At 47.8% G+C, this 24,831-nt stretch carries 19 protein-coding genes and 1 tRNA gene; 16 read left to right on the forward strand and 4 right to left on the reverse strand.

Annotation, left to right across the window (positions count from 1 at the left end; genetic code table 11):
• Positions 1–30 precede the first annotated feature (30 nt).
• Positions 31–2,454 (reverse strand): type I DNA topoisomerase, encoded by a 2,424-nt coding sequence (gene topA / locus AC4BAP_RS10100; protein ID WP_490582520.1) that lies wholly within the window; start codon positions 2,452–2,454, stop codon positions 31–33.
• Positions 2,455–2,623: 169 nt separating this feature from the next.
• Here topA and AC4BAP_RS10105 point away from each other — a divergent pair, with 169 nt between their 5' ends.
• The 10 genes from AC4BAP_RS10105 (at position 2,624) to AC4BAP_RS10150 (ending at position 15,650) form a co-directional block, all read left to right on the forward strand.
• Entirely contained in the window at positions 2,624–3,115 is a 492-nt protein-coding gene (locus AC4BAP_RS10105; protein ID WP_490582521.1) for a SixA phosphatase family protein, read from the forward strand.
• 97 nt (positions 3,116–3,212) lie between these two features.
• Positions 3,213–3,959, forward strand: coding sequence for a ParA family protein (locus tag AC4BAP_RS10110; RefSeq protein WP_490582522.1), 747 nt, complete (start codon positions 3,213–3,215; stop codon positions 3,957–3,959).
• A 114-nt stretch (positions 3,960–4,073) separates the two neighbouring features.
• Positions 4,074–8,609, forward strand: a complete 4,536-nt coding sequence (locus AC4BAP_RS10115; protein WP_490582523.1) for a HAMP domain-containing protein — start codon at positions 4,074–4,076, stop codon at positions 8,607–8,609.
• A complete protein-coding gene (locus AC4BAP_RS10120) occupies positions 8,609–9,205 on the forward strand; it encodes a chemotaxis protein CheW (protein WP_490582524.1) in 597 nt (198 codons plus the stop codon). Before AC4BAP_RS10115 ends, AC4BAP_RS10120 begins: the two co-directional genes overlap by 1 nt.
• Before the next feature lie 30 nt (positions 9,206–9,235).
• Positions 9,236–9,598, forward strand: coding sequence for a response regulator (locus AC4BAP_RS10125; protein WP_490582525.1), 363 nt, complete (start codon positions 9,236–9,238; stop codon positions 9,596–9,598).
• 118 nt (positions 9,599–9,716) lie between these two features.
• Complete coding sequence (locus tag AC4BAP_RS10130; protein WP_490582526.1) at positions 9,717–11,351, forward strand: chemotaxis protein CheA; 1,635 nt, start codon at positions 9,717–9,719, stop codon at positions 11,349–11,351.
• A gap of 42 nt (positions 11,352–11,393) precedes the next feature.
• Positions 11,394–12,038 (forward strand): chemotaxis protein CheC, encoded by a 645-nt coding sequence (locus tag AC4BAP_RS10135; RefSeq protein ID WP_490582527.1) that lies wholly within the window; start codon positions 11,394–11,396, stop codon positions 12,036–12,038.
• Between the two features lie 789 nt (positions 12,039–12,827).
• Complete coding sequence (gene speE / locus AC4BAP_RS10140; protein ID WP_490582528.1) at positions 12,828–14,102, forward strand: polyamine aminopropyltransferase; 1,275 nt, start codon at positions 12,828–12,830, stop codon at positions 14,100–14,102.
• Entirely contained in the window at positions 14,095–15,165 is a 1,071-nt protein-coding gene (locus AC4BAP_RS10145) for an agmatinase family protein (protein ID WP_490582529.1), read from the forward strand. Before speE ends, AC4BAP_RS10145 begins: the two co-directional genes overlap by 8 nt.
• A gap of 152 nt (positions 15,166–15,317) precedes the next feature.
• Entirely contained in the window at positions 15,318–15,650 is a 333-nt protein-coding gene (locus AC4BAP_RS10150) for a phage holin family protein (RefSeq protein WP_490582530.1), read from the forward strand.
• 105 nt (positions 15,651–15,755) lie between these two features.
• Here the strand turns inward: AC4BAP_RS10150 and AC4BAP_RS10155 are convergent, their stop codons facing one another.
• Positions 15,756–16,088, reverse strand: a complete 333-nt coding sequence (locus tag AC4BAP_RS10155) for a four-helix bundle copper-binding protein (RefSeq protein ID WP_490582531.1) — start codon at positions 16,086–16,088, stop codon at positions 15,756–15,758.
• 231 nt (positions 16,089–16,319) lie between these two features.
• Here AC4BAP_RS10155 and recQ point away from each other — a divergent pair, with 231 nt between their 5' ends.
• Positions 16,320–18,452, forward strand: coding sequence for a DNA helicase RecQ (gene recQ, locus AC4BAP_RS10160; protein WP_490582532.1), 2,133 nt, complete (start codon positions 16,320–16,322; stop codon positions 18,450–18,452).
• Positions 18,453–18,522: 70 nt separating this feature from the next.
• Here the strand turns inward: recQ and AC4BAP_RS10165 are convergent, their stop codons facing one another.
• Positions 18,523–19,899: a S8 family serine peptidase gene (locus tag AC4BAP_RS10165; RefSeq protein WP_490582533.1), complete on the reverse strand. Its 1,377-nt coding sequence runs from the start codon at positions 19,897–19,899 to the stop codon at positions 18,523–18,525.
• 550 nt (positions 19,900–20,449) lie between these two features.
• On the opposite strand from AC4BAP_RS10165, the gene AC4BAP_RS10170 reads away from it, so the two are divergent.
• The gene (locus tag AC4BAP_RS10170) at positions 20,450–21,223 is read left to right on the forward strand and encodes a helix-turn-helix domain-containing protein (protein ID WP_490582534.1); all 774 of its coding nucleotides are present in this window, start codon (positions 20,450–20,452) and stop codon (positions 21,221–21,223) included.
• Positions 21,224–21,405: 182 nt separating this feature from the next.
• Complete coding sequence (locus AC4BAP_RS10175) at positions 21,406–22,125, forward strand: pirin family protein (RefSeq protein ID WP_490582535.1); 720 nt, start codon at positions 21,406–21,408, stop codon at positions 22,123–22,125.
• Between the two features lie 141 nt (positions 22,126–22,266).
• Here AC4BAP_RS10175 and AC4BAP_RS10180 read toward each other — a convergent pair.
• A tRNA-Met gene (locus AC4BAP_RS10180) sits at positions 22,267–22,340 on the reverse strand.
• 135 nt (positions 22,341–22,475) lie between these two features.
• Between AC4BAP_RS10180 and AC4BAP_RS10185 the strand changes: the two genes are divergently transcribed.
• The 3 genes from AC4BAP_RS10185 (at position 22,476) to rpsO (ending at position 24,784) form a co-directional block, all read left to right on the forward strand.
• Entirely contained in the window at positions 22,476–22,880 is a 405-nt protein-coding gene (locus tag AC4BAP_RS10185) for an START-like domain-containing protein (protein ID WP_490582536.1), read from the forward strand.
• A 102-nt stretch (positions 22,881–22,982) separates the two neighbouring features.
• A complete protein-coding gene (locus AC4BAP_RS10190) occupies positions 22,983–24,395 on the forward strand; it encodes an LptF/LptG family permease (RefSeq protein ID WP_490582537.1) in 1,413 nt (470 codons plus the stop codon).
• A gap of 113 nt (positions 24,396–24,508) precedes the next feature.
• Complete coding sequence (gene rpsO / locus AC4BAP_RS10195) at positions 24,509–24,784, forward strand: 30S ribosomal protein S15 (protein WP_490582538.1); 276 nt, start codon at positions 24,509–24,511, stop codon at positions 24,782–24,784.
• The last annotated feature ends 47 nt before the right edge of the window (positions 24,785–24,831 follow it).

Genomic DNA, 24,831 nt, shown 5'->3' on the forward strand with positions numbered 1-24,831 from the left:
TTTTTTCAGATTCCCTGAGCCTTACATTCACTATTTCTTTGCCTTTGTGCCTTTAGTCGTTTTGGCTGCAGGTTTTTTAGCAGTGGTTTTCTTGGCGGCCGCTTTTTTAGGGGCAGCTTCTGCGTCTGCTTTTTTCTTGAAACCGCCTCGGCCTTTCTTTTCTGGTGTGGCTTCGGCCAGGTCCAGGCATTCCTGCAGTGTAAGGTCTTTCGGTTCTTTGCCCTTTGGTATCTTTACATTCTTTTTGCCTACAACAATGTAAGGGCCATAGCGTCCGTTCAGTACCTGCACATCCGGGTTCTCCGGGAAGGTTTTGATCATCTTCTCCGCATCGGCTTTACGCTTGGCCTCGATCAGTTCAACAGCTTCCTGGGCAGTTACCTGAAGCGGGTCTATCGTTTTAGGCAGCGAGTAGAACTTTCCATCGTGGCGAATGTATGGACCAAAGCGGCCAATAGCGGCCACCATTTCCTTGTCCTCGAAAGTGCCTACAATTCTTGGCAGTTTAAACAGTTCCAGTGCGTCTTCCAGCGTTATCGTCTCAATAAACTGGCCTTTGCGCAGGCTAGCGTATAGTGGCTTTTCACCGGTTTCCAGGTTTTCCTCGCCTAGCTGTACGTAAGGACCAAACCTTCCGAGCTTTGCGAATATCTGTTTGCCGGTGTTAGGGTCTGTACCGATCTCACGTGCACCCGAAACGTCTGCCCTCGATATACTTTCGCTGGACTCGATGCGCTTATGGAATTTCTTGTAGAATTCTTCCAGCATGTTTTCCCATTCTTTCTGGCCATGAGCGATCTCGTCAAACTCCGCCTCAACACGTGCGGTAAAGGAGTAGTCAATCACGTTCGGGAAATGCTCTACCAGGAAGTCGTTCACCACCATAGCTGTGTCAGTAGGGAACAGCTTGGCTTTCTCTGCACCGGTTATCTCCGTTTTCTGCTGTGCACTGATCTGGTCTTTCTTTAAGGTCAGTACCTGGTAAGGACGTTCTTTACCCTCGCGGCTGTCTTTTTCGATGTAGCCGCGTTTCTGGATGGTTGAAATGGTAGGAGCGTAGGTTGATGGACGTCCTATACCCATTTCTTCCAGCTTCTTTACAAGGCTGGCTTCTGTGTAGCGTGCCGGCGGACGGCTGTAACGCTGCGTAGCCAGCATCTGGCGCAGGTCTATCTGCTGACCAATGGATAAGGGAGGCAACATGCCTTTTGTATCCTCGTCAGCACCTTCCTCATCGTCCTTCGACTCAATGTATACTTTCAGGAAGCCTTCAAACTTGATCACCTCACCGGTGGCCTGAAGTTTCTGGTCTTGCTGTGTAGAGATGCCAATAGTAGCAGTGGTCTTCTCGATCTCGGCGTCAGCCATTTGCGAGGCAATGGCACGTTTCCAGATAAGCTCGTACAAACGCTGTTCGTTGCGGTCTTCGCTTACCACCATTTTCGAGAAATCGGTAGGGCGGATGGCCTCGTGTGCTTCCTGTGCCGAGGCAGACTTGGTTTTAAAACGGCGCTGCTTCACAAATTTGTCACCGAAAGAGCTAGTGATCTCTCTGGTTGCGCCTTGTATGGCCTCATCCGACAGGTTTACCGAGTCGGTACGCATATAGGATATCTTACCTGACTCGTACAGGCGCTGGGCGATGGTCATGGTCTGGGCAACCGAGAAGTATAACTTGCGGCTGGCTTCCTGCTGTAGGGTAGAGGTGGTAAACGGCGGGGCGGGTGTACGCGTCAGCGGCTTTTTCTCCAGGTTCTCTATCGTATAATCAGCCCCGATGCACTTTTGCAGAAAGTTCTGCGCCTCTTCCTCTGTTTTAAACCTGGTAGGCAGTTCAGCCTCCAGTGTTTTGCCCTGCACATCGAACTGTGCGGTTATTTTAAAAGTAGCTTCAGCCTTAAAGCGCTCTATCTCTCTTTCACGCTCCACTACCAAACGCACGGCCACAGACTGCACGCGCCCTGCCGAAAGGCCTGTTTTGATCTTTTTCCAGAGTACCGGCGATAGCTCGAAACCCACAATGCGGTCAAGTATACGGCGGGCCTGCTGTGCATTTACCAGGTCCATGTCGATGCCGCGCGGTGAGTTGATCGCGTTAAGTATGGCATTTTTGGTGATCTCACGGAAAACGATTCGGCGGGTCTTGGCGTCGTTCAGGTTCAGCGCCTCTGTCAGGTGCCACGAAATGGCTTCTCCCTCGCGGTCATCGTCCGATGCCAGCCAAACCGTTTCGGCCTCTTTCGCCAGCTTTTTTAACTGCGACACCACTTCTCTCTTGTCACTGGACACCACGTAAGTCGGCTTGAAACCGTGCTCAATGTCAATGGCGTTGTTATCCTTAGGCAAGTCGCGCACGTGGCCAAAACTGGATTTCACCACGAAGTCTTTCCCTAAATACCCCTCAATCGTCTTAGCCTTTGCAGGCGACTCTACTATTACTAAATTTTTTATCATCCTAGTTTGTTACAGGCAAGTTTGGCCGAAATTTGCCCAAAGTTCAAATATTTTTTCAAACAATTACAACCTATGGCGTATAACATAGGTTAAGTCGAAGAATATTTTTACATTAATACCTCGTTAATTCGTACACATTTGCATCTATACGAACATATCTGCCTTTTATATGCAACGAAAAATACTCATTTGCAGACATGCCGAAGCACAAGAGCCTTTTCCACTGCAATCAGATTTTGAACGTGAACTGACTTCTCAAGGGGGGCAGCAGGCCCGCGAGACAGGTCTGTGGCTACGGGAGAATTTTGGTAAAGTTGACAGAATAGTGGCCAGTCCGGCCAAAAGGGCGGCCCAGACCGCTCGCGTAATTGCCGCAAAGTTATACTATGAGCCGGAGGAAGTGGATTACCAGCCTGATCTGTATAATGCTCATGAGCAGCAGCTTTTAAATTGTTTGTGCGCATTGCCGCCCGACGTGAAGAACGTGTTGCTGGTGGGGCATAACCCGGGCGTTACCAAATTAGTGCGCGAAGTAACCGGTAAGATGATCGGGTACCTTGACACGGCGCAGGTTGTGGCGCTTGAAGTATGCCTGGAGAAGTGGGAAGACCTCTATATTACCTCTGGTAGCCTGCTGCATAGATCGGGGCAACAAGTATAAATGGTTTATTTTGGCATTTATCTTTTATAGTCAAATCTTAATTTTGTAGCTTTAACCGCGCTAATGACGCCGGTTTGCCCCGGCCTAAACAACCCTTATGAAAACTACTGTAGTTGCTGTCATTAACCAGAAAGGTGGAACCGGTAAAACCACAACCACAATAAACTTAGGTAGTGCCCTGGCTAAACTGGGGAAAAAAATCCTGCTTGTAGACCTCGATCCGCAAAGCAATCTTTCCTACTCGCTTGCTGTACCATCAACTGCCGGAACGCTGGCCGATGTGTTTTTGGGTGCAAAAAAATTACAGGATATTCTTGTCCACAAAGACGGCATTTCTGTTGCCCCCGGCTCAAACGATCTGGTTGATATCGAGATATCGCTGGTGAGCCAGCCAAAGCGGGAAAGCTTCCTGAAAAGTATACTTGCTGATGCGAAAGGCTTTGATTATGTGTTGATTGACTGCCCGCCCTCGCTTTCAGTGCTTACACTTAACGCGCTCAGTGCGGCAAATGAGGTTATCATTCCGTTGCAGATGGAAGTGCTCACCCTGCAGGGCCTTGACCAGATCATGCAGACAGTGGAAAAGGTGAAAAAAGCGTTCAATCCCAAACTTAAAATAAAGGGCATCGTAGTGGTGATGTTTGATGTGCGCAGGAAGCTGAGCCAGGAAGTGCTGCAATACCTGCGGGAGAACATTGAAGAACGGATATTTAATAGCCAGATACGCCTGAACGTGAAACTTGCAGAAGCACCATCTTTCGGTAAAAGCATACTTGATTACGATGCCGCCTCCTATGGGGCCAAAGACTATAAATTACTGGCAGAGGAATTCCTTCAAGCTTAAATGTGGAAACCGCCTTTAGTTGATAAACAATTTAGAACTATATTGCATTTATAAGAAGTCTGTACAAAGAACACGACGTGCTTTGTAGATACACATACCCAAACCCTGACACTTATGGCCTTAGGTAAGAACTTGAAGCTGAATAAAGAAAAACTCATCAGTGAGGCAGAGGCTAAGCCAAAGAAACCTGCTTCTCTTAACGCCAAAGCAGAGAATGCCAAAGCAGATGAGAAAACACCGGTTACCAGACTGAATAGCAAGGATCAAAAACCTCAGGAAGTAAAAGAGAAAACCCCTGGCAAGAAACCTAACCAGCCAGACTTTTCCGCTGACATCAAAGTGGAGTCTAAGCCCGCCGATGCCCTGTCCTATAACCAGGAGTACGTAAGCGAGCAGCTTAACAAGGTACTCTACGCGCTTGATGCCTTTAAGAAAGGCGACATCTCGGTAAGGCTTACAAAACAGAACAACGACATTTTCGCTGAGATCGCAGAAGCTTACAACTCGATGGTGGAGATGATCGGTGGTGTAGGTGGTGAGGTGTCCCGTATCTCGAAGGTAGCAGGAGTGGAAGGTAACCTGAAAGCCAGGGCCTCCGCCGAAAGCGCCTCGGGTTTCTGGAAGGACATGATCAACAACATCAACGGTCTTGTTGACTCCATTGCGGTGCCTGTACTGGAGGTAGGCAAAGTACTGAAGAATATATCTCGCGGTAACCTCGACGAAACGTTCCAGATCCCGGTATCCGGCGACTTTAAAGTGATGGCCGAGACCATTAACCGTACTATTGATAACCTGAACCTGTTTGCCGGTGAGGTAACCCGTGTGGCCCTGGAAGTGGGTACCGAAGGTAAGCTGGGCGGCCAGGCATCGGTGCCAAACGTAGCCGGCGTATGGAAGGACCTGACCGACAACGTGAACACCATGGCCTCGAACCTGACATTGCAGGTACGCGACATCGCCAATGTGGCAACAGCCGTGGCCAAGGGTAACCTTACCCAGAAAGTATCGGTTGATGTGCGCGGTGAGTTTGCCCAGCTGAAGGACAACGTAAACCAGATGGTTGATTCACTGAACATCTTTGCAGACGAGGTAACCCGCGTTGCCCGTGAAGTAGGAACGGAAGGAAGACTGGGAGGCCAGGCAAAAGTGCCGAATGTTGGTGGTGTTTGGAAGGACCTGACTGACAATGTAAACACCATGGCCAGCAACCTTACCAGCCAGATGCGTGACATTGCGAATGTATCTACGGCTGTTGCGAAAGGTGACCTGACACAGAAGATCACAGTGAACGTGAAAGGCGAGATGGCCGAGCTGAAAGACATCATCAACCAGATGGTGGACTCGCTGAACATCTTTGCAGGTGAGGTAACCCGCGTTGCCCGTGAAGTAGGTACAGAGGGTAAACTTGGAGGCCAGGCAAATGTGCCAAAGGTTGAGGGCACTTGGAAAGAGTTAACAGATAACGTGAACCTGATGGCGGGCAACCTGACCAGCCAGGTGCGTGACATCGCCAACGTGGCAACCGCTGTGGCCAAGGGTGACCTGACCCAGAAAGTATCCGTTGACGTGAAAGGCGAGCTGGGTGAACTGAAGGACATCCTCAATGCCATGGTGGACCGCCTGAATGTGTTTGGTGCGGAAGTAACCCGTGTGGCGCGTGAGGTGGGAACAGAAGGTATACTTGGCGGCCAGGCGAATGTGCCAAATGTGGCAGGTATCTGGAAAGAATTAACCGATAACGTGAACCTGATGGCGGGCAACCTGACCAGCCAGGTGCGTGACATCGCCAACGTAGCAACTGCGGTTGCGAAAGGTGATCTAAGCCAGAAAATAACTGTAAATGTGCGCGGTGAGCTTGCTGACCTGAAGGAGAACTTAAACCAGATGGTGGACTCGCTTAACATCTTTGCAGACGAAGTAACAAGAGTGGCACGTGAGGTGGGCACCGAGGGTAACCTGGGTGGTCAGGCCACTGTGCCAAACGTAGGCGGTGTTTGGAAAGACCTGACCGACAACGTGAACACCATGGCCTCTAACTTAACGCTGCAGGTACGTGACATCGCCAATGTGGCAACCGCCGTGGCGAAAGGCGACCTGACGCAGAAAGTGTCTGTGGACGTGAAAGGGGAGATGGCTGAGCTGAAAGTGAACCTGAACCAGATGGTGGACTCGCTCAACATCTTCGCCGGCGAGGTAACCCGCGTTGCCCGTGAAGTAGGCACCGAAGGAAAGCTAGGCGGACAGGCAACTGTGCCTAATGTAGGTGGTGTTTGGAAAGACCTTACTGACAATGTGAATACCATGGCCTCTAACCTGACAACACAGGTAAGAGGTATAGCCAACGTGGCAACCGCCGTTGCCAAAGGCGACCTGACCCAGAAAATTACAGTAGAGACCCGCGGTGAAATGGCCGACCTGAAGGAAAACCTGAACCAGATGGTGGACTCGCTGAACATATTCGGTGATGAGGTAACCCGTGTGGCGCGTGAAGTAGGAACGGAAGGTAAACTGGGTGGCCAGGCAATTGTACCGAATGTAGGTGGTGCCTGGAAAGACCTGACCGACAACGTGAATTACATGGCGTCTAATCTTACGGCTCAGGTACGTGATATTGCAAAGGTGGCCACTGCCGTAGCAAAAGGCGACCTTACGCAGAAAGTATCGGTAGAGGCCCGTGGCGAGATCCTGGACCTGAAGGAAAACCTAAACCAGATGGTGGACTCGCTGAACATTTTCGCTGACGAGGTAACCCGTGTTGCCCGCGAAGTGGGTACCGAGGGTAAACTGGGCGGACAAGCCAATGTGCCAAAAGTACGTGGTACCTGGAAAGAGCTTACCGACAACGTGAACACCATGGCCTCGAACCTGACCAGCCAGGTGCGCGACATTGCCACTGTAGCCACCGCCGTTGCTAAAGGAGACCTGACTCAGAAAGTATCCGTGGATGTGAAAGGGGAGCTGGGCGAACTGAAAGAGAACATCAACCGCATGGTGGACTCACTCAACATATTTGCAGGTGAGGTTACCCGTGTGGCGCTGGAAGTAGGTACTGAAGGTAAACTAGGCGGACAGGCATCTGTGCCCAACGTGGGTGGTGTATGGAAGGACTTGACGGACAACGTGAACACCATGGCCTCGAACCTGACAACACAGGTGCGTGGCATTGTAAAAGTTGTAACGGCTGTATCGAAAGGTGACCTGACGCAAAAACTGACACTAGATGCCAGAGGAGAAGTAGCTGAACTGGCAGATACTATTAACACCATGGTGGTTGACCTGAACAGGCTGGCCGGTGAGGTTAGCCGTGTGGCAAGAGTGGCTGGTGTGGAAGGAAAACTGACCGAGCGTGCCACACTGCAGGGTGTGGGTGGCAGCTGGAAAGAACTGGTTGATACCCTGAATGACCTGCTTGAGTCCATTGTAACGCCGGTTCTGGAAGTATCCAGGGTGGTGCGTGCGATCTCTGAAGGTGACCTGACTCAGAAAGTGGAGACACAGACTGCCGGTGACATTCTGGACATGGCTAACGCCCTGAACCTTGCCGTTGACAACCTGAACTCATTGCTGGGCGAGATCAACGACTCGTCGCTGGTAGTGGGAACCTCCTCTGAGGAGATGGCCAGCAAAGGCTTGGAAATGAACAAGATTACGCTTGATGTGGCGCTTGCCATGCAGCAGATGGCCGAAGGTGCACAGAACCAGGCCCTTAAAACGGACCAGGCCTTTAAACTGATCGAGGAGATCATGAAGGCAACCAAGGAAACCGCCAATCGCGCCGAGGTTGTGAACAAATCTGCCTTACTCGGTGAGGAAACCTCGCAGTTGGGTCTGAAAACTGTGGCGGAAGTGGTGAAGAACATGGAAGAAATCTCCAGCTCTGCTGCCCTTACCTCTAAAACAATTGAGGTATTAAGTGCCCGTTCGCAGGAGATCTCCAAATCACTGGGTGTAATCACCGACATAGCCGCACAAACCAACCTGCTTGCGCTGAATGCAGCCATCGAGGCGGCCCGAGCAGGTGAGGCGGGTAGGGGCTTTGCCGTGGTTGCCGAGGAGATCCGAAAACTTGCCGAAGGCTCCCGCAAATCGGCCAGTGAAATCTCGACGCTGGTGGATGACGTGAAAAAAGATACTGCCTCTGCCGCTATGGCGATCTCTACCATGGAGGGCCGGGTATTGAAAGGAAAGAACGCCACATTTGAAGCGTCCGGTGCATTTAAGAACATCGCGGCATCGAGTGGCGAAACCCTTAGAACTGCACAGGACATCTTAACTGCGACAGAAGTGCAGAAATCCTCTATCGGGGATGTTGTGAAGTATGTGGAGGAAGTTGTTGCCATTGCGGAGCAAACCGCCTCCGGAACACAGCAGGTTGCCAGCACCGCCAAGCAGCTTTCAGCTTCGATGCAGGCACTTACCTCTTCTTCACAGAACCTGAATGATATCGCAGCAGATCTTCAGATAAGTATATCCGCCTTCAAGCTTATTGACGGAAACCTGGTTTTTAACAATGCTGGTAGCAGACGAATGTTGTCTATTCCTGCAGCGCATAAGAATGATAAGGTTGCAAGGGGGAATCAACGTCTCAGTACTAAATCGAAGGCCACTAACGCGTCTCAGACAGGAAGTGACAAAAGAAGCAAGTAATGGCGAAGCAAAAGAAAGAAGAAATGCCTGCTGCCATACAGGAGGCAGGCACTGAGCATGATCCGGCCCTTGCAACCAACGGAAGCAACGGAGGTAGCAAGAAAGAGCCAGCACCAGAGGAAAAGGAAGAAAAGGTACACCTGATCGTCTTCAAGCTTGGCGAAGAATACTATGCCATCAAAATTGAGCAGGTAAAGGAAGTCACCATAACGCCAAGTATAACCCGGATGCCGCGGACCCCTGATTTTGTGCAGGGTGTCGCCAACATCAGGGGCGATATTATCGCCATCGTTGACCTGGAGAAAAGGTTTCAGATAAGGCCTGCTCCCGTAACAGAAGATTTGAATCCTAACCTGACGTACACGTTGGTTATGGAGGCGAAAGAGTATAGTATAGGTGTGGTGGTAAAGGAAGTGCCGCAGTCGCTTAACCTGTCCATGTCTAAAATCGATAAAACGCCTTCTTTCTTACAGGATACAAGTATAAAAGACAATTACATTGAGGGCATAGCCAAGGTCGATAACCGTCTGATCATCGTGCTTGACATGCATAAGATCCTTTCCAGTGACGAGATAAAGCAGCTTACCGGAAAATAACATCAAACTAAAATCACTTAAAATAAAAGTATGAAAAGAATACTGGTTGTAGATGACTCCTTCTACATGCGCACCATGCTAAAGAACATGCTCACGGATGCAGGCTACGAAGTGGTGGGAGAGGCGCCAAACGGGCAAACTGCGCTGGAACTGGCCAAGGAAACAAAGCCTGACCTGATTACACTGGATGTGATTCTGCCGGATAATACGGGACTGGATGTGCTGAAGGGGATCAAAAAAGACCAGCCTGACATGAAGGTGATCATTGTGAGTGCCGTTGGCCAGGAAGTGATCGTGAACGAGGCCCTTGAGTATGGCGCCTTGTCATACATTGTAAAACCATTCTCGGAGGAGAAGGTGCTGGAGGTAGTAAGCAAGGCACTGGAGGAATAAGTAAAACAGTAGTTTAGCTATTAACGCAAATTCGAGCCTGTAACTACCGCAGCAAGTATGTTTTGCCGCATTTGTTCAGGTAAAAGTATAGCAGGCTAAGGTCTTCGGATCGCAAAGCATGAAATCTAGAGAACAGGAGTATAAAGAGATATTTATTGCTGAGGCGCTGGAGTATTTTGACTCCCTGAACAGGCACATCAGCGAACTGGAGAAACAGCCGCAGAATGATAAGATTCTGGCGGAGATCTTCCGTTTGCTGCATAACCTGAAGGCGAACGCAAAAGCTATCGGCTACCTGCAGATATCGGATGTGGCGCATAAGCTGGAGACCGCCTTTAGCCTGATCCGTAACAAAGAGCTCAGCTTTAGCGATGAGGTGGTGACCGTGCTGTTTGACGGGATAGACATGCTCGGTGATCTGATCGCCAACATAGACAACCCGACGGTGCTTGAGCCGGACCCGGTGCTGCTCCGCAACCTGGATATTATCGTAGACAGCCTGTCTGACAGTACCATAGAGCTGGCAAAGGTTCAGAAGTATACTTCGGCCAAGAACCTTTCACTCTCCGACCTGATCTACATCCAGATAAAGAAGCTGGACCACATGCTGAACCTGGTGGGGGAGTTGATCATAGATCGTGACCGGATCATTTCGCTGAGCAGAGAGCTGAACAATGATGACCTGAAAGTGGTTAGTTCGCACCTGTACCGCATCACGGAGGAGTTGCAGTACAGCGTTATGGATGCGCGCCTGGTTAACATCGGTACGCTGTTCAACAAGTTTCCGCGCATAGTGCGTGACATAGCCACTGCCGAACACAAGGACATCAACCTGGAGATAATCGGACAGGACATCCAGATCGACAGAAACATACTTCAGATCATCACCGACTCGCTGCTGCACCTTGTCCGGAACGCCATTACGCACGGCATCGAGATGCCGCAGCAGCGCGAAAAGGCCAACAAGCCTAAAGCCGGCTCGCTTGTGCTGAGTGCCCGTAATGACCGGGAAAATGTAGTGATCAAACTGAAAGACGACGGCAAGGGCATAGACCTGAAAAAAGTAAGGAAAACGGCTGTCAGCAAGAAGCTCGTATCGCCGGACCTGGTAAATGACCTGCCGGACACGGAGGTGCTTTCTTTTCTGTTTGAGCCGGGGTTCTCTACTGCCGATGTGGTTACCGAGTTCTCGGGCAGAGGTGTAGGCCTTGATGTAGTGAAAAATGCCATCGACTCGATCGGAGGACGCTTGCAGGTTGATTCCCAATTAGGGGTGGGCACCACGTTTACCATGCAGTTGCCTACATCCATTGCTGTGAAGGGCGCGCTGCTTTTTGAGGTGGATGAGATCTTCTACGCCATACCGCTGATACACACAGAGCAGGTTGTTGCCCTGGATAAGGACGAGCTGCATGAAGTTGGCGACGTGATGGTGGCCGATGTTAAAGGTGAAACGATTACGGTGGTATACCTGCACGAGCTTCTGAATGCCGATGAGGCAAGTATGAAACTCGGCGATAAGGCCAGGCTGAAAGGCCAGGTGCAAAACATTGTTGTTGTGTCTTACAATAACCGAAAGCTCGGACTTATTGTAGATAAGTTATACAGGCAGCAGGATATTGTTGTAAAACCCTTAAGTAAACCGCTGGATAAGATAGACCTCTACGGAGGTGTAACGCTTCTTGGCAGCGGCAAAGTTTGTCTGGTGCTTGATGTGCCGGCTATAACCAGGTATTTTATAAATAAAAGGTAAAGGACCGAGGCGATGGGAGTTGACGAAACAAAAGCAGAACGTATGATGGTACCTCATATCACGGAACTGGAGAGGGACATAATTAAAGAGATTTTAAACATAGGTCTTGCCCGTGCAGCAGACTCGTTTGCCGCAATCGCCCAAGACCAGGTTTTGCTAAAAGTGCCGGACATCAAACTGATCGATATCAAAGAACTGCTGCAGTTTGTAGAGCAATACATTGATACACATCAAATTATTCAGTCTGATATCAAAGGGGACTTTAACGGGGCTACCCTGATGCTGTTCTCCGATGACCACATTGCCCGCCTCTCGGAAGTATGCCTGAGTATGCTCAAAGTGCAGAAAGGGGAATTGTCCGTTATGCAGGAGTCTTTATTGCTGGAGATCAGCAATATCATTACCGGAGCCCTGGTAACCCAGCTGGCCAACATACTTAAAGCAGACATTTACGGCTCACCGCCTAAATCCCCCAAAAACCACATCGCCGATTCCCTGAAAGACATTCTGATGAATCATCCGATGTTCAAGCCGATCGTATTTACAGTGATTACCCGCTTCACACAGAACCACAGAAGTGTGGAACTGCCCTTGCTCTTGTTCTTCGATGCCAAAACACTTGTTAAGATGCTGGACATCATCCGCACGTTTGACCTGGAGAGCAACGGTCTGTCCGATTCGGAATAAAGTATAAAGGATAAAGTATAAAGTATAAAGTATAAAGAAGCTGTTTAGGGTTTTGGCTAGAAGAGATCGAACCCGCCATTGTTGGTGTTTTTCAACAACAATTTAAGGCACTGGCTATTATACTTGCTGGTGAAAACACGCAGCAAGGGCAGACAGTATGTATTTTAATAAACGCTAAACAGGCTCAAAGTATAAAGTATAAAGTCCTTCTGTAAGTATGACTTCTACTTCAAAAAGGGGCTAAGTTGACAAGGTGCTACAGGCTATGCTTATAATGTCCCTGTAGTTAAGTTATTACTTTAGCTTCGGTCAAGCCATCTCCCTATGGGTCCTATCTTTGAAACTGTTTAGAGTTTCGGTAAAAAAATAATGAACCCGCCATTGTTGGTGTTTTTCACCAATAATTTAAAGGCACCGGCTTTTATGCTTGCTGGTGATAACACGCAGCAAGTGCAGGCAGTCTGAATTTTAATAACCTGTAAACAGGCTCTATACTTACCCACTTTGGCAGGTTGCCTTTTCGCCGCTAAGGCATTTCAAAGTACAGAACTGCTAATTTCTACAACAAGCCTGGGTAAACCAGGATAACTGAATCGACAGTTGTTAAGTATAAAAGGCTAACTTATTGTAAAGCAGCAAAGTAAACAAATGAGGTGTATTATCATTTTTGATAATAGCTTCAGATTTCGTTTTTTTGCTGAATTAATCATTTTTAACCTTTCATACCCATTGATGAACGCTTTAGGTAGACACATTTTAGTTGAATTTTACGATTGCTCGCCTGAGCTTATGAACGATGTCGTTCATATCGAAAACAGTATGGTAGCTGCCGCAGAAACTGCGGGTGCAACTGTCATTAACAGCACGTTTCACCATTTCTCGCCGTATGGCGTTTCGGGTGTGGTTGTTATTCAGGAGAGCCACCTGGCCATCCATACCTGGCCTGAGTTTGGCTATGCAGCCGTAGACCTTTTTACCTGCGGTGATTCAGTTGATCCTTGGGTATCTTATAATTTCCTGAAAGAGGCTTTTGAGGCCGGTCACGGTTCTTCGATGGAGCTTCGCCGTGGTCAGCTTAGCCTGCTTAAGCGCACCGACTTTAACCTTGAAACCCTGCGTGATGTGTCATCGCGTCCGGAAGAAGTGCCGGGCAGCATTACACGTGATGTATGGTTTACCGAGCGTGACGAGAACATTGCCCTTTCCCTGAAGCATTCTGGCAACCAGCTTTACAAAAAAGATTCTCCTTACCAGCGTGTAGAGGTATTTGAAACACTTGCTTACGGCAACATGCTTACACTGGACGGCATGGTGATGTGCACGCAGAAAGACGAGTATGTGTACCATGAGATGATCACGCACGTGCCGATGTTCAGCCACCGCAAAGCCAAGAGAGCCCTTGTTATTGGCGGTGGCGACGGCGGAACTGTAAGAGAGCTTTTGCGCCATGAGCAACTGGAAGAGGTAACACTTGTAGAGATTGACGAACTGGTGATTGAAGCATGCAAGCTGCACTTGCCGGAAACTGCGTCTGCCTTCGACAACCCACGCCTGAACCTGCTGGTGGAAGATGGTATCAAGTATATCAACGAGTGTGAAGACGGCCGTTACGACCTGATCATAGTGGATTCTGCAGACCCTGTTGGACCTGGAGAGGGCTTGTTTACAGCAGAGTTCTACAAAGAAGTTTACCGTTGCCTGACACCGGATGGCGTTATGATCACGCAGTCTGAGTCGCCGAGATTTAACAGTGGTGTGTTTGTAGAGATCTACGATACCTATAAGCAGATCTTCGGTAAGGATAAAGTACACTGCTACCTTGCAGCTATCCCAACTTACCCGACTGGTACCTGGAGCTTCTCTTACTCATCCAAAGGTGATTCTAACCCACTGGTGTTTGATAAAGAAGCTGCTGCTCAGTTCTCTAAAGAGCAGAACTTAAAGTATTACAACGAGGAGATCCATGCTGCTGCCTTTGCACTTCCGAACTTTGTGAAGGAGCTTTTGAACAAGGGTACACAGCAGGTGATCGAGAAATATTCTGCAGAGCCAGCCAATGAATAGCAAAGAGCAAAAGATCGCCAACTTCGACCCAAACGGAGTAGGTGATGTCAGCGGCGGTATCTTCGGACTTCCGTTTACAGTGGAGGAGTCTGAACTGGTAATCATCCCAACGCCCTGGGAGGTAACAGTATCGTACAGTGCTGGCACCGCGCAGGGGCCCCAGGCTATACTTGATGCCTCTCCGCAACTGGATCTGTTTGAGCCAAGCATTCCGGATGCCTGGAAACTGGGCGTTGCCATGGAGGAGGTGTCGGAGGAATGGCTGGCTACCAGCGATGCTTTACGCGCCAAAGCCGAGGCATACATTAACTGGCTGGAGGCCGGAAGCCCAGAGATCGGCAGAGCGGAGTTTGAGAACCTGCCAGCTGACGTAACGGCAAAAGGGAAGGAGTTCCTGCAGTGGCTGAAAGACAAATCGCTGGGTTACCTGAACCAGGGTAAAATGGTGGCCGTACTTGGCGGCGACCACAGCACACCGCTTGGCCTGATGCATGCACTGGCTGAGAAGCATGAGGAGTATGGTATACTACAGATAGATGCGCATGCTGACCTGCGCGATGCCTACGAAGGCTTTGAGTTTTCCCATGCCTCTATCATGTTCAATGCGCTGAAGTTGCCTCAGGTTAAGAAACTAGTACAAGTAGGTATCCGTGATTTGTGCCAGGCCGAGGCAGAACTGGCCGACCAGTCTAATGGCAGGATTACGATCTTCTACGATGCCACATTGAAAGAAAACATGTATGCTGGCGATAGCTGGAAGAAAGAGTGCAAGAAGATCATTGCGCAGCTTCCGCAGAAAGTATACATCAGTTTTGACATTGATGGCCTTGATCCAAAGCTTTGCCCTGCCACTGGTACACCGGTACCTGGCGGCCTGGAGTTCGAGCAGGCTGTGTTCCTGGTAAAGCAACTTGTAAAGTCGGGCCGCGAGATCATCGGCTTTGACCTGTGCGAGGTTGCCCCTGGCGAAAGTGAGTGGAACGGTAACGTAGGTGCACGCGTGCTGCAAAAGCTGTGTAACTGGATGGCGGTTTCGCAGGGTAAACTGGAGGCCCAGTTTTAATACCTTTACAGCTTGAATAAAATTAATAATGGCCGCCGGCAATATTGCTGGCGGCCATTATTAGTTCCGGGTTTACAGCCAAATATTCTAAATTGCGTATGTATTGCGAATATTGCTGATTCCTTAACGTACTATACTATAACCAAACCACTATGGGATTCCTTGTAAAATTATTGATCACGGGTGCCGCTGCCATGATAGCGGCCTATATACTTCCGGGGGTAAATATCGATGGCTTTTTAACTGCACTTATACTTGCACTTGTGCTGGCATTGCTTAATGCCGTTGTCAGGCCGGTATTGGTGTTTTTTACCATACCTGTAACTGTACTTACACTGGGCCTGTTCTTATTGATCATCAACGCCATCATTATACTTTTGGCAGACTGGCTGGTGACTGGTTTCGATACCAGCGGCTTTTTTGCTGCGCTGCTTTTCAGTATAGTTCTGGCCATTGTAGAGGCCATACTTGATTTTATTTTCTAAAGGCCAGCCATACTGCAGACAACTTGTTGTCGTATACTTTTTATACTTTAACAAAAGAGGCAACCGTAATTAAACACGGTTGCCTCTTTTGTTTTTATTTTATACTTACGATTTCATCCATGCCTCACACGCCTCCACGCACTCACGGCAGGCATCGGCACACTTCTGGCAATGATCGTGGTCGTGCTTTCTGCACTCTTCCTCGCACAGCCTGCAGATCTCAATGCACTCCTTCATTACATGCTTGGCATGGGCAGAGTCACGGGCTACAAAGCGCGCCGTAATGGTGCAGATGTCGGCACAGTCGCGGTCTAATAATATGCATTTGGCCATTTCCTTAACGTTGTCTTCGTGCAGGCATTCGGTGGCACACGTTTCGCAGGCGGTTATACATTTTATCAGTACATGTTCCAGGTTGTTTGTCTTTTCTGATTTCATAGCTTATTTATTTTTTATCATTTACAATGCATTAAGGTACGGCTGCTGAAAAGTACAGGTTATGAATTCTGTGGTGCGGCTATTCAAAGTATAAATTTGAGGTCCTGAAACTTATACTGTTCTCTTTAAGATTTACATGAAGTACAGTTCGTAATTGCGAATGCTTATGGTTAACTTTGAAGTATAATTTTAGCAGTACAGGCAGGTAGCTTTCTGCAGTTAGATAAAGGTATGGTTACGATTCGGGAAGCGAGGGAAGCGCTTAAGTTATACTTTGGGTATGAGCAATTCAGGCCCATGCAGGAGCAGATCATTGAAAGCGTGCTCCAAGCCAGGGATGTAGTGGTGTTGATGCCAACCGGTGGGGGCAAATCTGTTTGCTATCAGGTGCCGGCTATTGTCATGCCCGGGCTTTGCGTGGTGGTTTCTCCATTGATAGCCCTCATGAAGGACCAGGTGGAGGCACTGTTAGCCAACGGAATTCCGGCCGCCTTTATAAACAGCTCCCAAACTGCAGAGCAGCAGTACCAGATTGAGAACCAGTGCCTGGAAGGCAAGCTGAAGCTGCTCTATGTTTCTCCTGAGAAATTGCTTTCGCCGGGCTTTCTTTCGTTTATCAAACGGGTGAAAGTATCGCTTTTTGCCGTGGATGAGGCGCACTGTATCTCTGCCTGGGGCCATGATTTCCGTCCGGAATACACCCAGCTAAAGGCATTGAAGCAGCAGTTTCCGGCCATACCTGTTATTGCCTTAACGGCCACTGCGGATAAACTCACCCAAAAAGACATACAGGAGCAACTGCACCTGCAGCAGCCACGGGTATTTGTCGCCTCTTTTGATAGGCCAAACATTAACCTTATGGTGAAGCCTGGCCGTGACAGGTATAAAAAGATCACGGACTTCCTGGATCGTCATTATAACCAACCGGGTATTATTTATTGCCTCAGCCGCAAAGGTGTAGAGTCGTTGGCAGCTAAGCTTAAGGCAAACGGATACAGTGCTACATATTACCACGCAGGAATGTCGCCTAACCAAAGGGCCAAGGCCCAGGAAGACTTTTTGCGCGATAATGTACAGATCGTGGTGGCCACAATAGCCTTTGGCATGGGTATAGACAAGTCTAACGTGCGCTGGGTGATCCATTACAACCTGCCAAAGAATATTGAAGGCTATTACCAGGAGATAGGTAGAGCTGGCCGTGACGGCGCCAAGTCGGATGCATTGCTTTTTTACAGCTTTGCCGATGTGATGAACATGCGCAACATGTTAACGGACAACCAAAGCCGGGAAGAGCAGACTGAACTGCAACTGGTTAAGCTGGAACGCATGCAGCAATTTGCCGAGGCAACGGCCTGCAGGCGGCGTATACTTTTGCAGTACTTCGGCGAAACCATGGAGAAAGACTGTGGCAACTGCGACATCTGCCGTAATCCGCCTTCCAGTTTCGATGGCACCCTGCTTGCCCAGAAGGCACTTTCCGCTATTGCAAGAACGCAGGAGCGGGCCAATATGAGCCTGTTGATAGAGGTTTTGCGCGGTGCCCGTACGAACCAGGTACTTCAGGCTGGTTTTGATAGAATAAAGACCTATGGGGCCGGGCGCGACATAAGCACGATTGACTGGAACAGGTATCTGCACCAGTTATTGAATGAGGGCTTTATGGAGATGGCTTATGACCAGGGCTATACTTTAAAGCTGACCGACCAAAGCAGGCAGGTGTTGTTTGAGGGTCGCAAAGTGCAGCTGGTCAAGTTTGAAGAGATCAGGCAGGAGGAGCCGGCTATTAGAGCGCGTCCGAAGCGTGAACTGATCAAAGATGCCTTGTTTGAGCGTTTAAGGGCCTTACGTAAAAGCATTGCCGACAGCGCAGGTGTGCCGCCGTACGTTGTGTTTACCGATACTACCTTGCAGGAAATGGCTGCGGAGCGCCCAACAAATAAAATTGCCATGCTGGCTATATCCGGGGTTGGTGCGCAGAAGTATGAGCGCTATGGTGATATCTTTATCAGCGAGATCATTGATTTCGTGAATGAAGAGCAGGCTAAGGGCAACAAGATGAAGGGGGCTACCCACCTGGCTACATTCGATTTGCTGAAGCAGGGCTATTCCATTCAGCAGATAGCAATTCAGCGTAATTTAAATGCCGTAACAGTTTTCTCTCACATCGCCACCTTGTACGAGCAGGGCTTCGATATTGACCTGTACCAGTATGTATCAAAGGGAGAGTATAAAGTGATCAAAAAAGCCATCGCAACTTTAGGAGCGGATGCTAAACTGAAAGAGCTTTTCGAGTTCCTGGAAGAAAAGTATGAATATTATAAAATAAGACTGTCTATATCGCTTTATAAAAAAGGGGAGGTATAGCTATTAAATCACCCATAAATAAGAAAGGCTGCCCGCAAAGGCAGCCTTTCTTATTTATGGGCTAAATTATTTATTTAACCGATGCGATCGGGTCTGGAGTGTTGTCCTTGTCTCCTGTGATTGTACCCTGTGAGTAAACAGTACCTCTCAGTAGCAATACACCTGCAACGTGCGGCGCGGCAAACGACGTACCATAACCACCGCCTGCAAATCCGCCACCTTTGGTAGTTACCGTAACATTTGCGCCTGGGGCAGCAAAGTCTACAGATGCGCCATAGTTAGACGATGACCAAAGGCGGTTGTATATGTCCATGGCAGACACGGTATAAACGCCAGGGGCATCAACACGGGCAGGAGATGTGCCAGAGCAATCTACACCGCTGTTACCGGCTGCAATTGCAAAGAAAATACCTTTGGCCGCAGCAGACATCACCGCATTATCAAGAGTAGATGAAATACCGGCACCAAGGCTCATGTTTACCACATCACCTGGTTTGGCATACATGCTGGCATGGTTTACAGCAGAGATCGCTCTTGAAACAGTGCCTGCGCCAGCATCATCGAATACGCGAAGCGCCACGATAGTTGCATTGGCTGCTACGCCTATCATACCAGAACCGTTGTTTTTAGCTGCAATTACACCAGCTACTGAAGTACCATGGCCGTAACCATCTTCAACAGACGTTATACCATAGATAAATGAAACGCTTCTGTTAAGGTCGATATTCAAGTCAGGGTGATCTGTGTCAACGCCAGAGTCAATTACCCAAACAGTTTTACCTGTACCATCGCCAAAGCCTACACGCTGAATGTTCCAAGGCACGTTCTCGCCGGCAACAGGCGTGATAGTTGTATAAGTGTTTGTGCTTGGAGCAGGAGCAGGAGCTGGTGCTGGTGCAGGTGCTGGTTCAGTCGGAGTCGGCTCAGTAGGTGTTGGCTCCGTTGGAGTCGGTTCAGTAGGTGTTGGGGTAGGGTCGGTTGTGCCACCGCCGGTTTTATCTCTGCCATTTCCTTTGCCAGGGTTTGAGTTTTTGCCAAGAGATATGGTTCTGTCCTGCTCAATGTAAGCAATATTCGGGTTTCTTCTCAGTTCCTCAAGCTGAGCGTCTGAAAGGCGTGCGGCAAAGCCATTAACAACACCGTCAAACTTCTGTACCAGGTCGGATGCAGAGATGTTGGCCTCAGCTACTACACGCTCGCGCACACTGTTAAAGCTGGCACGCTCACCCGTGGACATGTCGTTAGAGCCAACGGCATTAAGCCCTTTACCACCTTTAAATACAACTATGTATTGGCCAGGGATGGCATTGCTTACAGCATTTGGAGATTCGGCAACATTGCTTTCAAACTGATTTTCCATCAGATCTTCCTTCTGGCAACCTGCCAGGGTTACAGCTGAGGCAAGTGCCAGGCAAGAGACTGTTCTCTTAAATCCATTTGTAATCATAAACTTTGGGCTAAAAAGTTGAAAAAATATTTAATGTTTTGTGAAACCTTTGCTTTGATTGTGTCGTAACCAGCCCCTTATTCAAAAAGTTCAAGTCTTTGCCAAAAAACTGGCTAAAGGAAATTAAACTTTCAAAAGAAATAAGGTCAAGAACTTTAAGATCTGAAAGGGAAATTTAACTCCTGAGCACCCTTAATATCATGTTTAAAAATTGCACTGATATATCAGAGATACGCATTAACTAAAAGGCAACCCTTGGCTAATTGCTTCAATTTGATAAAGATAAGGGGTTTGTTTTTGCTTATGCAATAGCAGGTTTAGTGTTATAAAATGTATTTATATGACTTTAAAAGGAATTTAGTGAAAGTGCAATTTTTGAGAGTTGAACTTGTGGTGAATTAAGGTTGGAATTGTACTTTATTAAGTGGGTTAATTAATTGCTAATTTGATTAGTAAATGATGTAGTATTTTCATACCTTTACAGAAAGGATGTTATTTAAAATGTCCTTTTATTTTTAATTTTCGCTAACACATTTGGCAATCAAGCAATATGGTTACTGCAAATATCAGGTTTCTGCGTAAAAATGCGGGTTATACCCAGGCCCAGCTGGCAGATAAATTAGAGATAAAGCGTTCGCTAGTAGGTGCGTACGAAGAGGGGAGGGCGGAGCCGAAATTGGCTACTCTGGTCAATATTTCTAAACTGTTTGACATTACGCTGGATGACCTGATCACAAAAGATCTTTCAGATCCGCAGGTGCAGAAGGGGGCGACGGCAAACCCGAATGGCGGCAAACTCAGGGTGTTGGCCATTACCGTGGATGAGCAGCAAAAAGAAAACATCGAACTGGTGCCATTCAAAGCGAGTGCCGGCTACCTGAACGGTTACGCCGACGCTGAGTTTATTGAGGACCTTCCGCGCTTTAAACTCCCGATGCTGGGTTCGAGTGGTACTTACCGCGCCTTCGAGATCAGTGGCGATTCCATGTTGCCAATTGCCTCCGGTACTGTTATTGTAGGTCAGTTTATAGATGACTGGGCTACAATTAAGGATGGCACGCCGTGTATTATCGTTAGTCAGAAAGAAGGCGTTGTGTTTAAGCGCGTGTTCAATAAGATAAAAGATGCTGCCGTGTTGCGCCTGCATTCTGATAACCCCGTTTATTCACCTTATGAGATAGGTGTGGAGGATGTGATCGAGATCTGGGAGGCAAAGTCTTACATCAGCTCGTCTTTCCCTATTGCCGACCTGTCGCTGGATAAGCTGTCCTCTATTGTGCTGGATCTTCAGAAAGAAGTACAGAAGTTAAAAAAGGTAGATTAATACTACAGGTAGTATACGCTTCATACTTATATAAATAGCAAGGTCCTGCCAAAGCGGCAGGACCTTGCTATTTATAGCCAAAATCAGCTGTAAACGTGTTTGTTTTAACTAGCTAAATAGTTTATCCGTACAGCATAGCAGTTTAGTATACTGTTGCATACAAAGTATAAACTACACGCAAAATGATAAAACTTATAACAGCTAAGGAGCGCCATGAGGCACATATTGGCGATTGGCTTTCTTCCCATTACCTGTTGTCTTTTGCCGATTACCACGATCCGGCGAATATCCAGTTTGGTCCTTTAAAGGTTTTCAACGATGACCTGATGCAGGGTAACTCCAAACTGCCTGACCACCCGCATGCAGAGATGGAAATAATAACCGTAATGCTGGATGGAGAGCTAAGGCATACAGACAGCCTGGGAAATGATGTAAAGGTTAAGGCTGGGGAGGTGCAGCGCATGTCTGCAGGCACCGGCATCACACATGCCGAAACAAATGAAGGGGACAAGCCGGCTCATTTCTACCAGTTGTGGTTTTTGCCCAATAAAAATGGGATTGCGCCATCTTACGAGCAAATGTCACTGGATTTTCTGGATAACGATGACAGGTTAACCCCTTTGGTAACCGGCCAGAAGGTGCTTGAGAATGTCTTGTTCATGAATTCCAACTCCACGGTATACTTTGGTAAGGTTGGGCAAAGCAAGGATATTGAGTTTAAGACTTTCAAGATCCGGAAAACACTCTTGTATGTTACCAAGGGCTCTCTGCTTGTAAATAACGTAGAGGCAGACCAACATGACCAGGTGCGCCTTGAGGAATACGACATAATAAGTATACACGGAGTTTCGGATGCCGAATTTATACTTGTGGACGTGCCGGCCCTTGAGGTTAATTATTAAGGAAACAATATTGTATTGTGTAGCCAGTGCTTTTTTCAGCGTAGAATACCTGGTGTAAGGTCTCTGGATAGAGAATAATTGGCAAATGCCCAAAGTATAAAAAGCAAAAGCCTGCTGTGGAAACACAGCAGGCTTTTTTTGTAGCGGGGAGCAGAATCGAACTGCCGACCTCAGGGTTATGAATCCTGCGCTCTAACCATCTGAGCTACCCCGCCGAATTGTGGTGCAAATATAGCAGGTTGAGTTTTAAATATGCAAGTGTTGTTCCAAAAAAAAATATTTTGTTTTTCAGATATACAAAGAATCAGAAATTAATACTATAATTACTCAGACACTTACATTACCTACGTATGACAAGAGCTACTAAGACAAAGTTTGTTCGAGAATATCCTGTAAACGCATCTGCAAAATTACTGTATCCGTACCTGAGTACAGCAAGCGGGCTTGCACAATGGTTCTGCGATGATGTGAAGATTGATGAAGACAAAGTATACAATTTTATCTGGGACGGCCGCAGCCACTATGCCGAAATGACCGGGCACCGTACAAACAAGTCTGTGCGTTTTCTTTTTCTGGACGACAAGAAGGAGCACGTGACGGATGGCTCTTACATAGATTTCTCTATTGAGTCCAGTGAGCTTACCCAGGAGCAGTTCCTTAAAATAGTGGATTACACAGATGAAGAGGATGTAGAGGAGCTGGAAGAGCTTTGGGATAATCTTTTTCAGAATTTAAAGGAAATAATAGGAGGGTAGTGCCTATCCCACATATCTGCTTATCTTTGCACGATTTTTGGACGCCAGGTGTTAGTTTAGCGCATTGTGGCAAAATCGGCTGCATTGCCTGTTTCGGCTCTCATGAAAAAATTAGATAAGCTTATAATCAGGTCCTTCTTCGGGCCTTTTATACTTACGTTTGCCGTAGTTGAGTTTATACTGCTTACCCAGTATATGCTTAAGTACCTGGATGAACTGGTGGGCAAGGACTTGGGTGCCAGTATCTTTGGCGAGCTACTGTTCTACTTCAGTCTGAATATGGCTCCTGTTGCCCTGCCGCTTGCGGTGCTTCTTTCTTCCCTTATGACCTTTGGTACGCTCGGAGAACACCATGAGCTTACGGCCATTAAGACCTCCGGCATAAACCTTACCCGTATTTTGATGCCCGTGTTCCTGCTTGTGTCAGGGTTAACGGTGGGTGCCTTCTTCTTTAATAATGTGATCGTGCCTAAGGCAAACCTTAAGGCTTATAGTTTGCTCTGGGACATCAGGCAGAAAAAGCCGGCCATGAACTTCAAGGAAGGGGCTTTTTACAATGGCCTGCCCGGTCTGAGCATCAAGATCAATAAAAAAATTAACGATGAGGGTGCCATAAAGGACATCATGATCTATGACCACTCAAAAGGTGGCACAAACTCCAGGGTTATACTTGCCGACTCGGGCAGGATGTACACCGACTTTAACGACGCCTACCTGGTAATGGAGCTGTATGACGGCAATACTTACGTAGATGAGCAAAGCGGTGGCATCAGGCACTCGGACCAGCAGTTTATCAGGCAGGAGTTTGACAAGAGTAAGATTGTGGTAAGCCTTGCCTCTTTTAACCTCGACAGAACCCGCGAAGAACTGTTTTCTGACAACAAGATGATGAAGAACATCAAGCAGCTTGGTGTTGTCACGGATTCGCTCAGAACATTTGCCAAAAAAGAGCAGCAGCTTTACGCCCCTAACGTTGACCCGTTTTTCATGTATTTTAAAGCAGACACCGGTCAGGTAAAGAACGGCATGATGGTAAAGGGCAAGACAGTTGAACGCAAACTTCCGGAAATTACCCCGGATGTATTGGCGCTGGCCACCAACAAGGCCCGTAATGTAAAAAGCTTTACTGGTAGTTATGTAGAGCGTTTGACATCCACGCTGCGCGATGCGAACAACTATGAAATTGAGATCTGGCGAAAGTATACGCAGTCTGCCGCCATACTTGTCATGTTCCTGATAGGCGCACCGCTGGGTGCTATTATCAAGAAGGGTGGACTAGGGGTGCCGGTTATCATCTCAATAGTGTTCTTCATACTTATGTACGTAATTGCTATACTTGGTGAAAAGTGGGCCCGCGAAGGCCTGATTCCGGTAGGGGCAGGCATGTGGGCAGCCAATGTAATTCTATTGCCGATAGGTATATTCTTTCTGAACCAGGCACGAAATGATTCGAGTTTACTGGAAGTTGATTTCTGGCGAAAACTGATGACGCGCCTGCGAAGAAACAGGCTTTAAAGTTTGGTCTGAGTTGTAGAAATAAATTTTTTATTAAGATTTTATTCTATATCTTTGCGCCTTATACAGCAATCTTACGGATAAAAAAAACAGATTGATATTTATTATACGCAATGAAATTAACTACTGAAGCGAAACAAGAAATTTTTGAAAAGCACGGCCTAGCTAAGTCTAAGACTGACACAGGTTCACCGGAAGCTCAGATCGCGTTGTTCTCTACACGCATCAATGACCTGACAGAGCACCTGAAAGTTCACAGAAAAGACTTCTCTACTCGTTTAGGTTTGCTTAAGCTGGTAGGTAAAAGAAGAAGACTTCTGAACTACCTTCAGAAAAATGACATTGAAAGATACAGAGCAATTATTGCTGAGCTAGGTATCAGAAAATAAGACTTTTGCATTAGGGAATTCACATAGGGGATTCCCTAATCTTTTTC

The organism is Pontibacter sp. GD7, from assembly GCF_058216375.1.

Bases quoted from the DNA above. Each gene is read 5' to 3' on its own strand.
- topA (WP_490582520.1), bottom strand. From the start codon at position 2,454: ATGATAAAAAATTTAGTAATAGTAGAGTCGCCTGCAAAGGCTAAGACG.
- AC4BAP_RS10105 (WP_490582521.1), top strand. From the start codon at position 2,624: ATGCAACGAAAAATACTCATTTGCAGACATGCCGAAGCACAAGAGCCT.
- AC4BAP_RS10110 (WP_490582522.1), top strand. From the start codon at position 3,213: ATGAAAACTACTGTAGTTGCTGTCATTAACCAGAAAGGTGGAACCGGT.
- AC4BAP_RS10115 (WP_490582523.1), top strand. From the start codon at position 4,074: ATGGCCTTAGGTAAGAACTTGAAGCTGAATAAAGAAAAACTCATCAGT.
- AC4BAP_RS10120 (WP_490582524.1), top strand. From the start codon at position 8,609: ATGGCGAAGCAAAAGAAAGAAGAAATGCCTGCTGCCATACAGGAGGCA.
- AC4BAP_RS10125 (WP_490582525.1), top strand. From the start codon at position 9,236: ATGAAAAGAATACTGGTTGTAGATGACTCCTTCTACATGCGCACCATG.
- AC4BAP_RS10130 (WP_490582526.1), top strand. From the start codon at position 9,717: ATGAAATCTAGAGAACAGGAGTATAAAGAGATATTTATTGCTGAGGCG.
- AC4BAP_RS10135 (WP_490582527.1), top strand. From the start codon at position 11,394: ATGATGGTACCTCATATCACGGAACTGGAGAGGGACATAATTAAAGAG.
- speE (WP_490582528.1), top strand. From the start codon at position 12,828: ATGAACGATGTCGTTCATATCGAAAACAGTATGGTAGCTGCCGCAGAA.
- AC4BAP_RS10145 (WP_490582529.1), top strand. From the start codon at position 14,095: ATGAATAGCAAAGAGCAAAAGATCGCCAACTTCGACCCAAACGGAGTA.
- AC4BAP_RS10150 (WP_490582530.1), top strand. From the start codon at position 15,318: ATGGGATTCCTTGTAAAATTATTGATCACGGGTGCCGCTGCCATGATA.
- AC4BAP_RS10155 (WP_490582531.1), bottom strand. From the start codon at position 16,088: ATGAAATCAGAAAAGACAAACAACCTGGAACATGTACTGATAAAATGT.
- recQ (WP_490582532.1), top strand. From the start codon at position 16,320: ATGGTTACGATTCGGGAAGCGAGGGAAGCGCTTAAGTTATACTTTGGG.
- AC4BAP_RS10165 (WP_490582533.1), bottom strand. From the start codon at position 19,899: ATGATTACAAATGGATTTAAGAGAACAGTCTCTTGCCTGGCACTTGCC.
- AC4BAP_RS10170 (WP_490582534.1), top strand. From the start codon at position 20,450: ATGGTTACTGCAAATATCAGGTTTCTGCGTAAAAATGCGGGTTATACC.
- AC4BAP_RS10175 (WP_490582535.1), top strand. From the start codon at position 21,406: ATGATAAAACTTATAACAGCTAAGGAGCGCCATGAGGCACATATTGGC.
- AC4BAP_RS10185 (WP_490582536.1), top strand. From the start codon at position 22,476: ATGACAAGAGCTACTAAGACAAAGTTTGTTCGAGAATATCCTGTAAAC.
- AC4BAP_RS10190 (WP_490582537.1), top strand. From the start codon at position 22,983: ATGAAAAAATTAGATAAGCTTATAATCAGGTCCTTCTTCGGGCCTTTT.
- rpsO (WP_490582538.1), top strand. From the start codon at position 24,509: ATGAAATTAACTACTGAAGCGAAACAAGAAATTTTTGAAAAGCACGGC.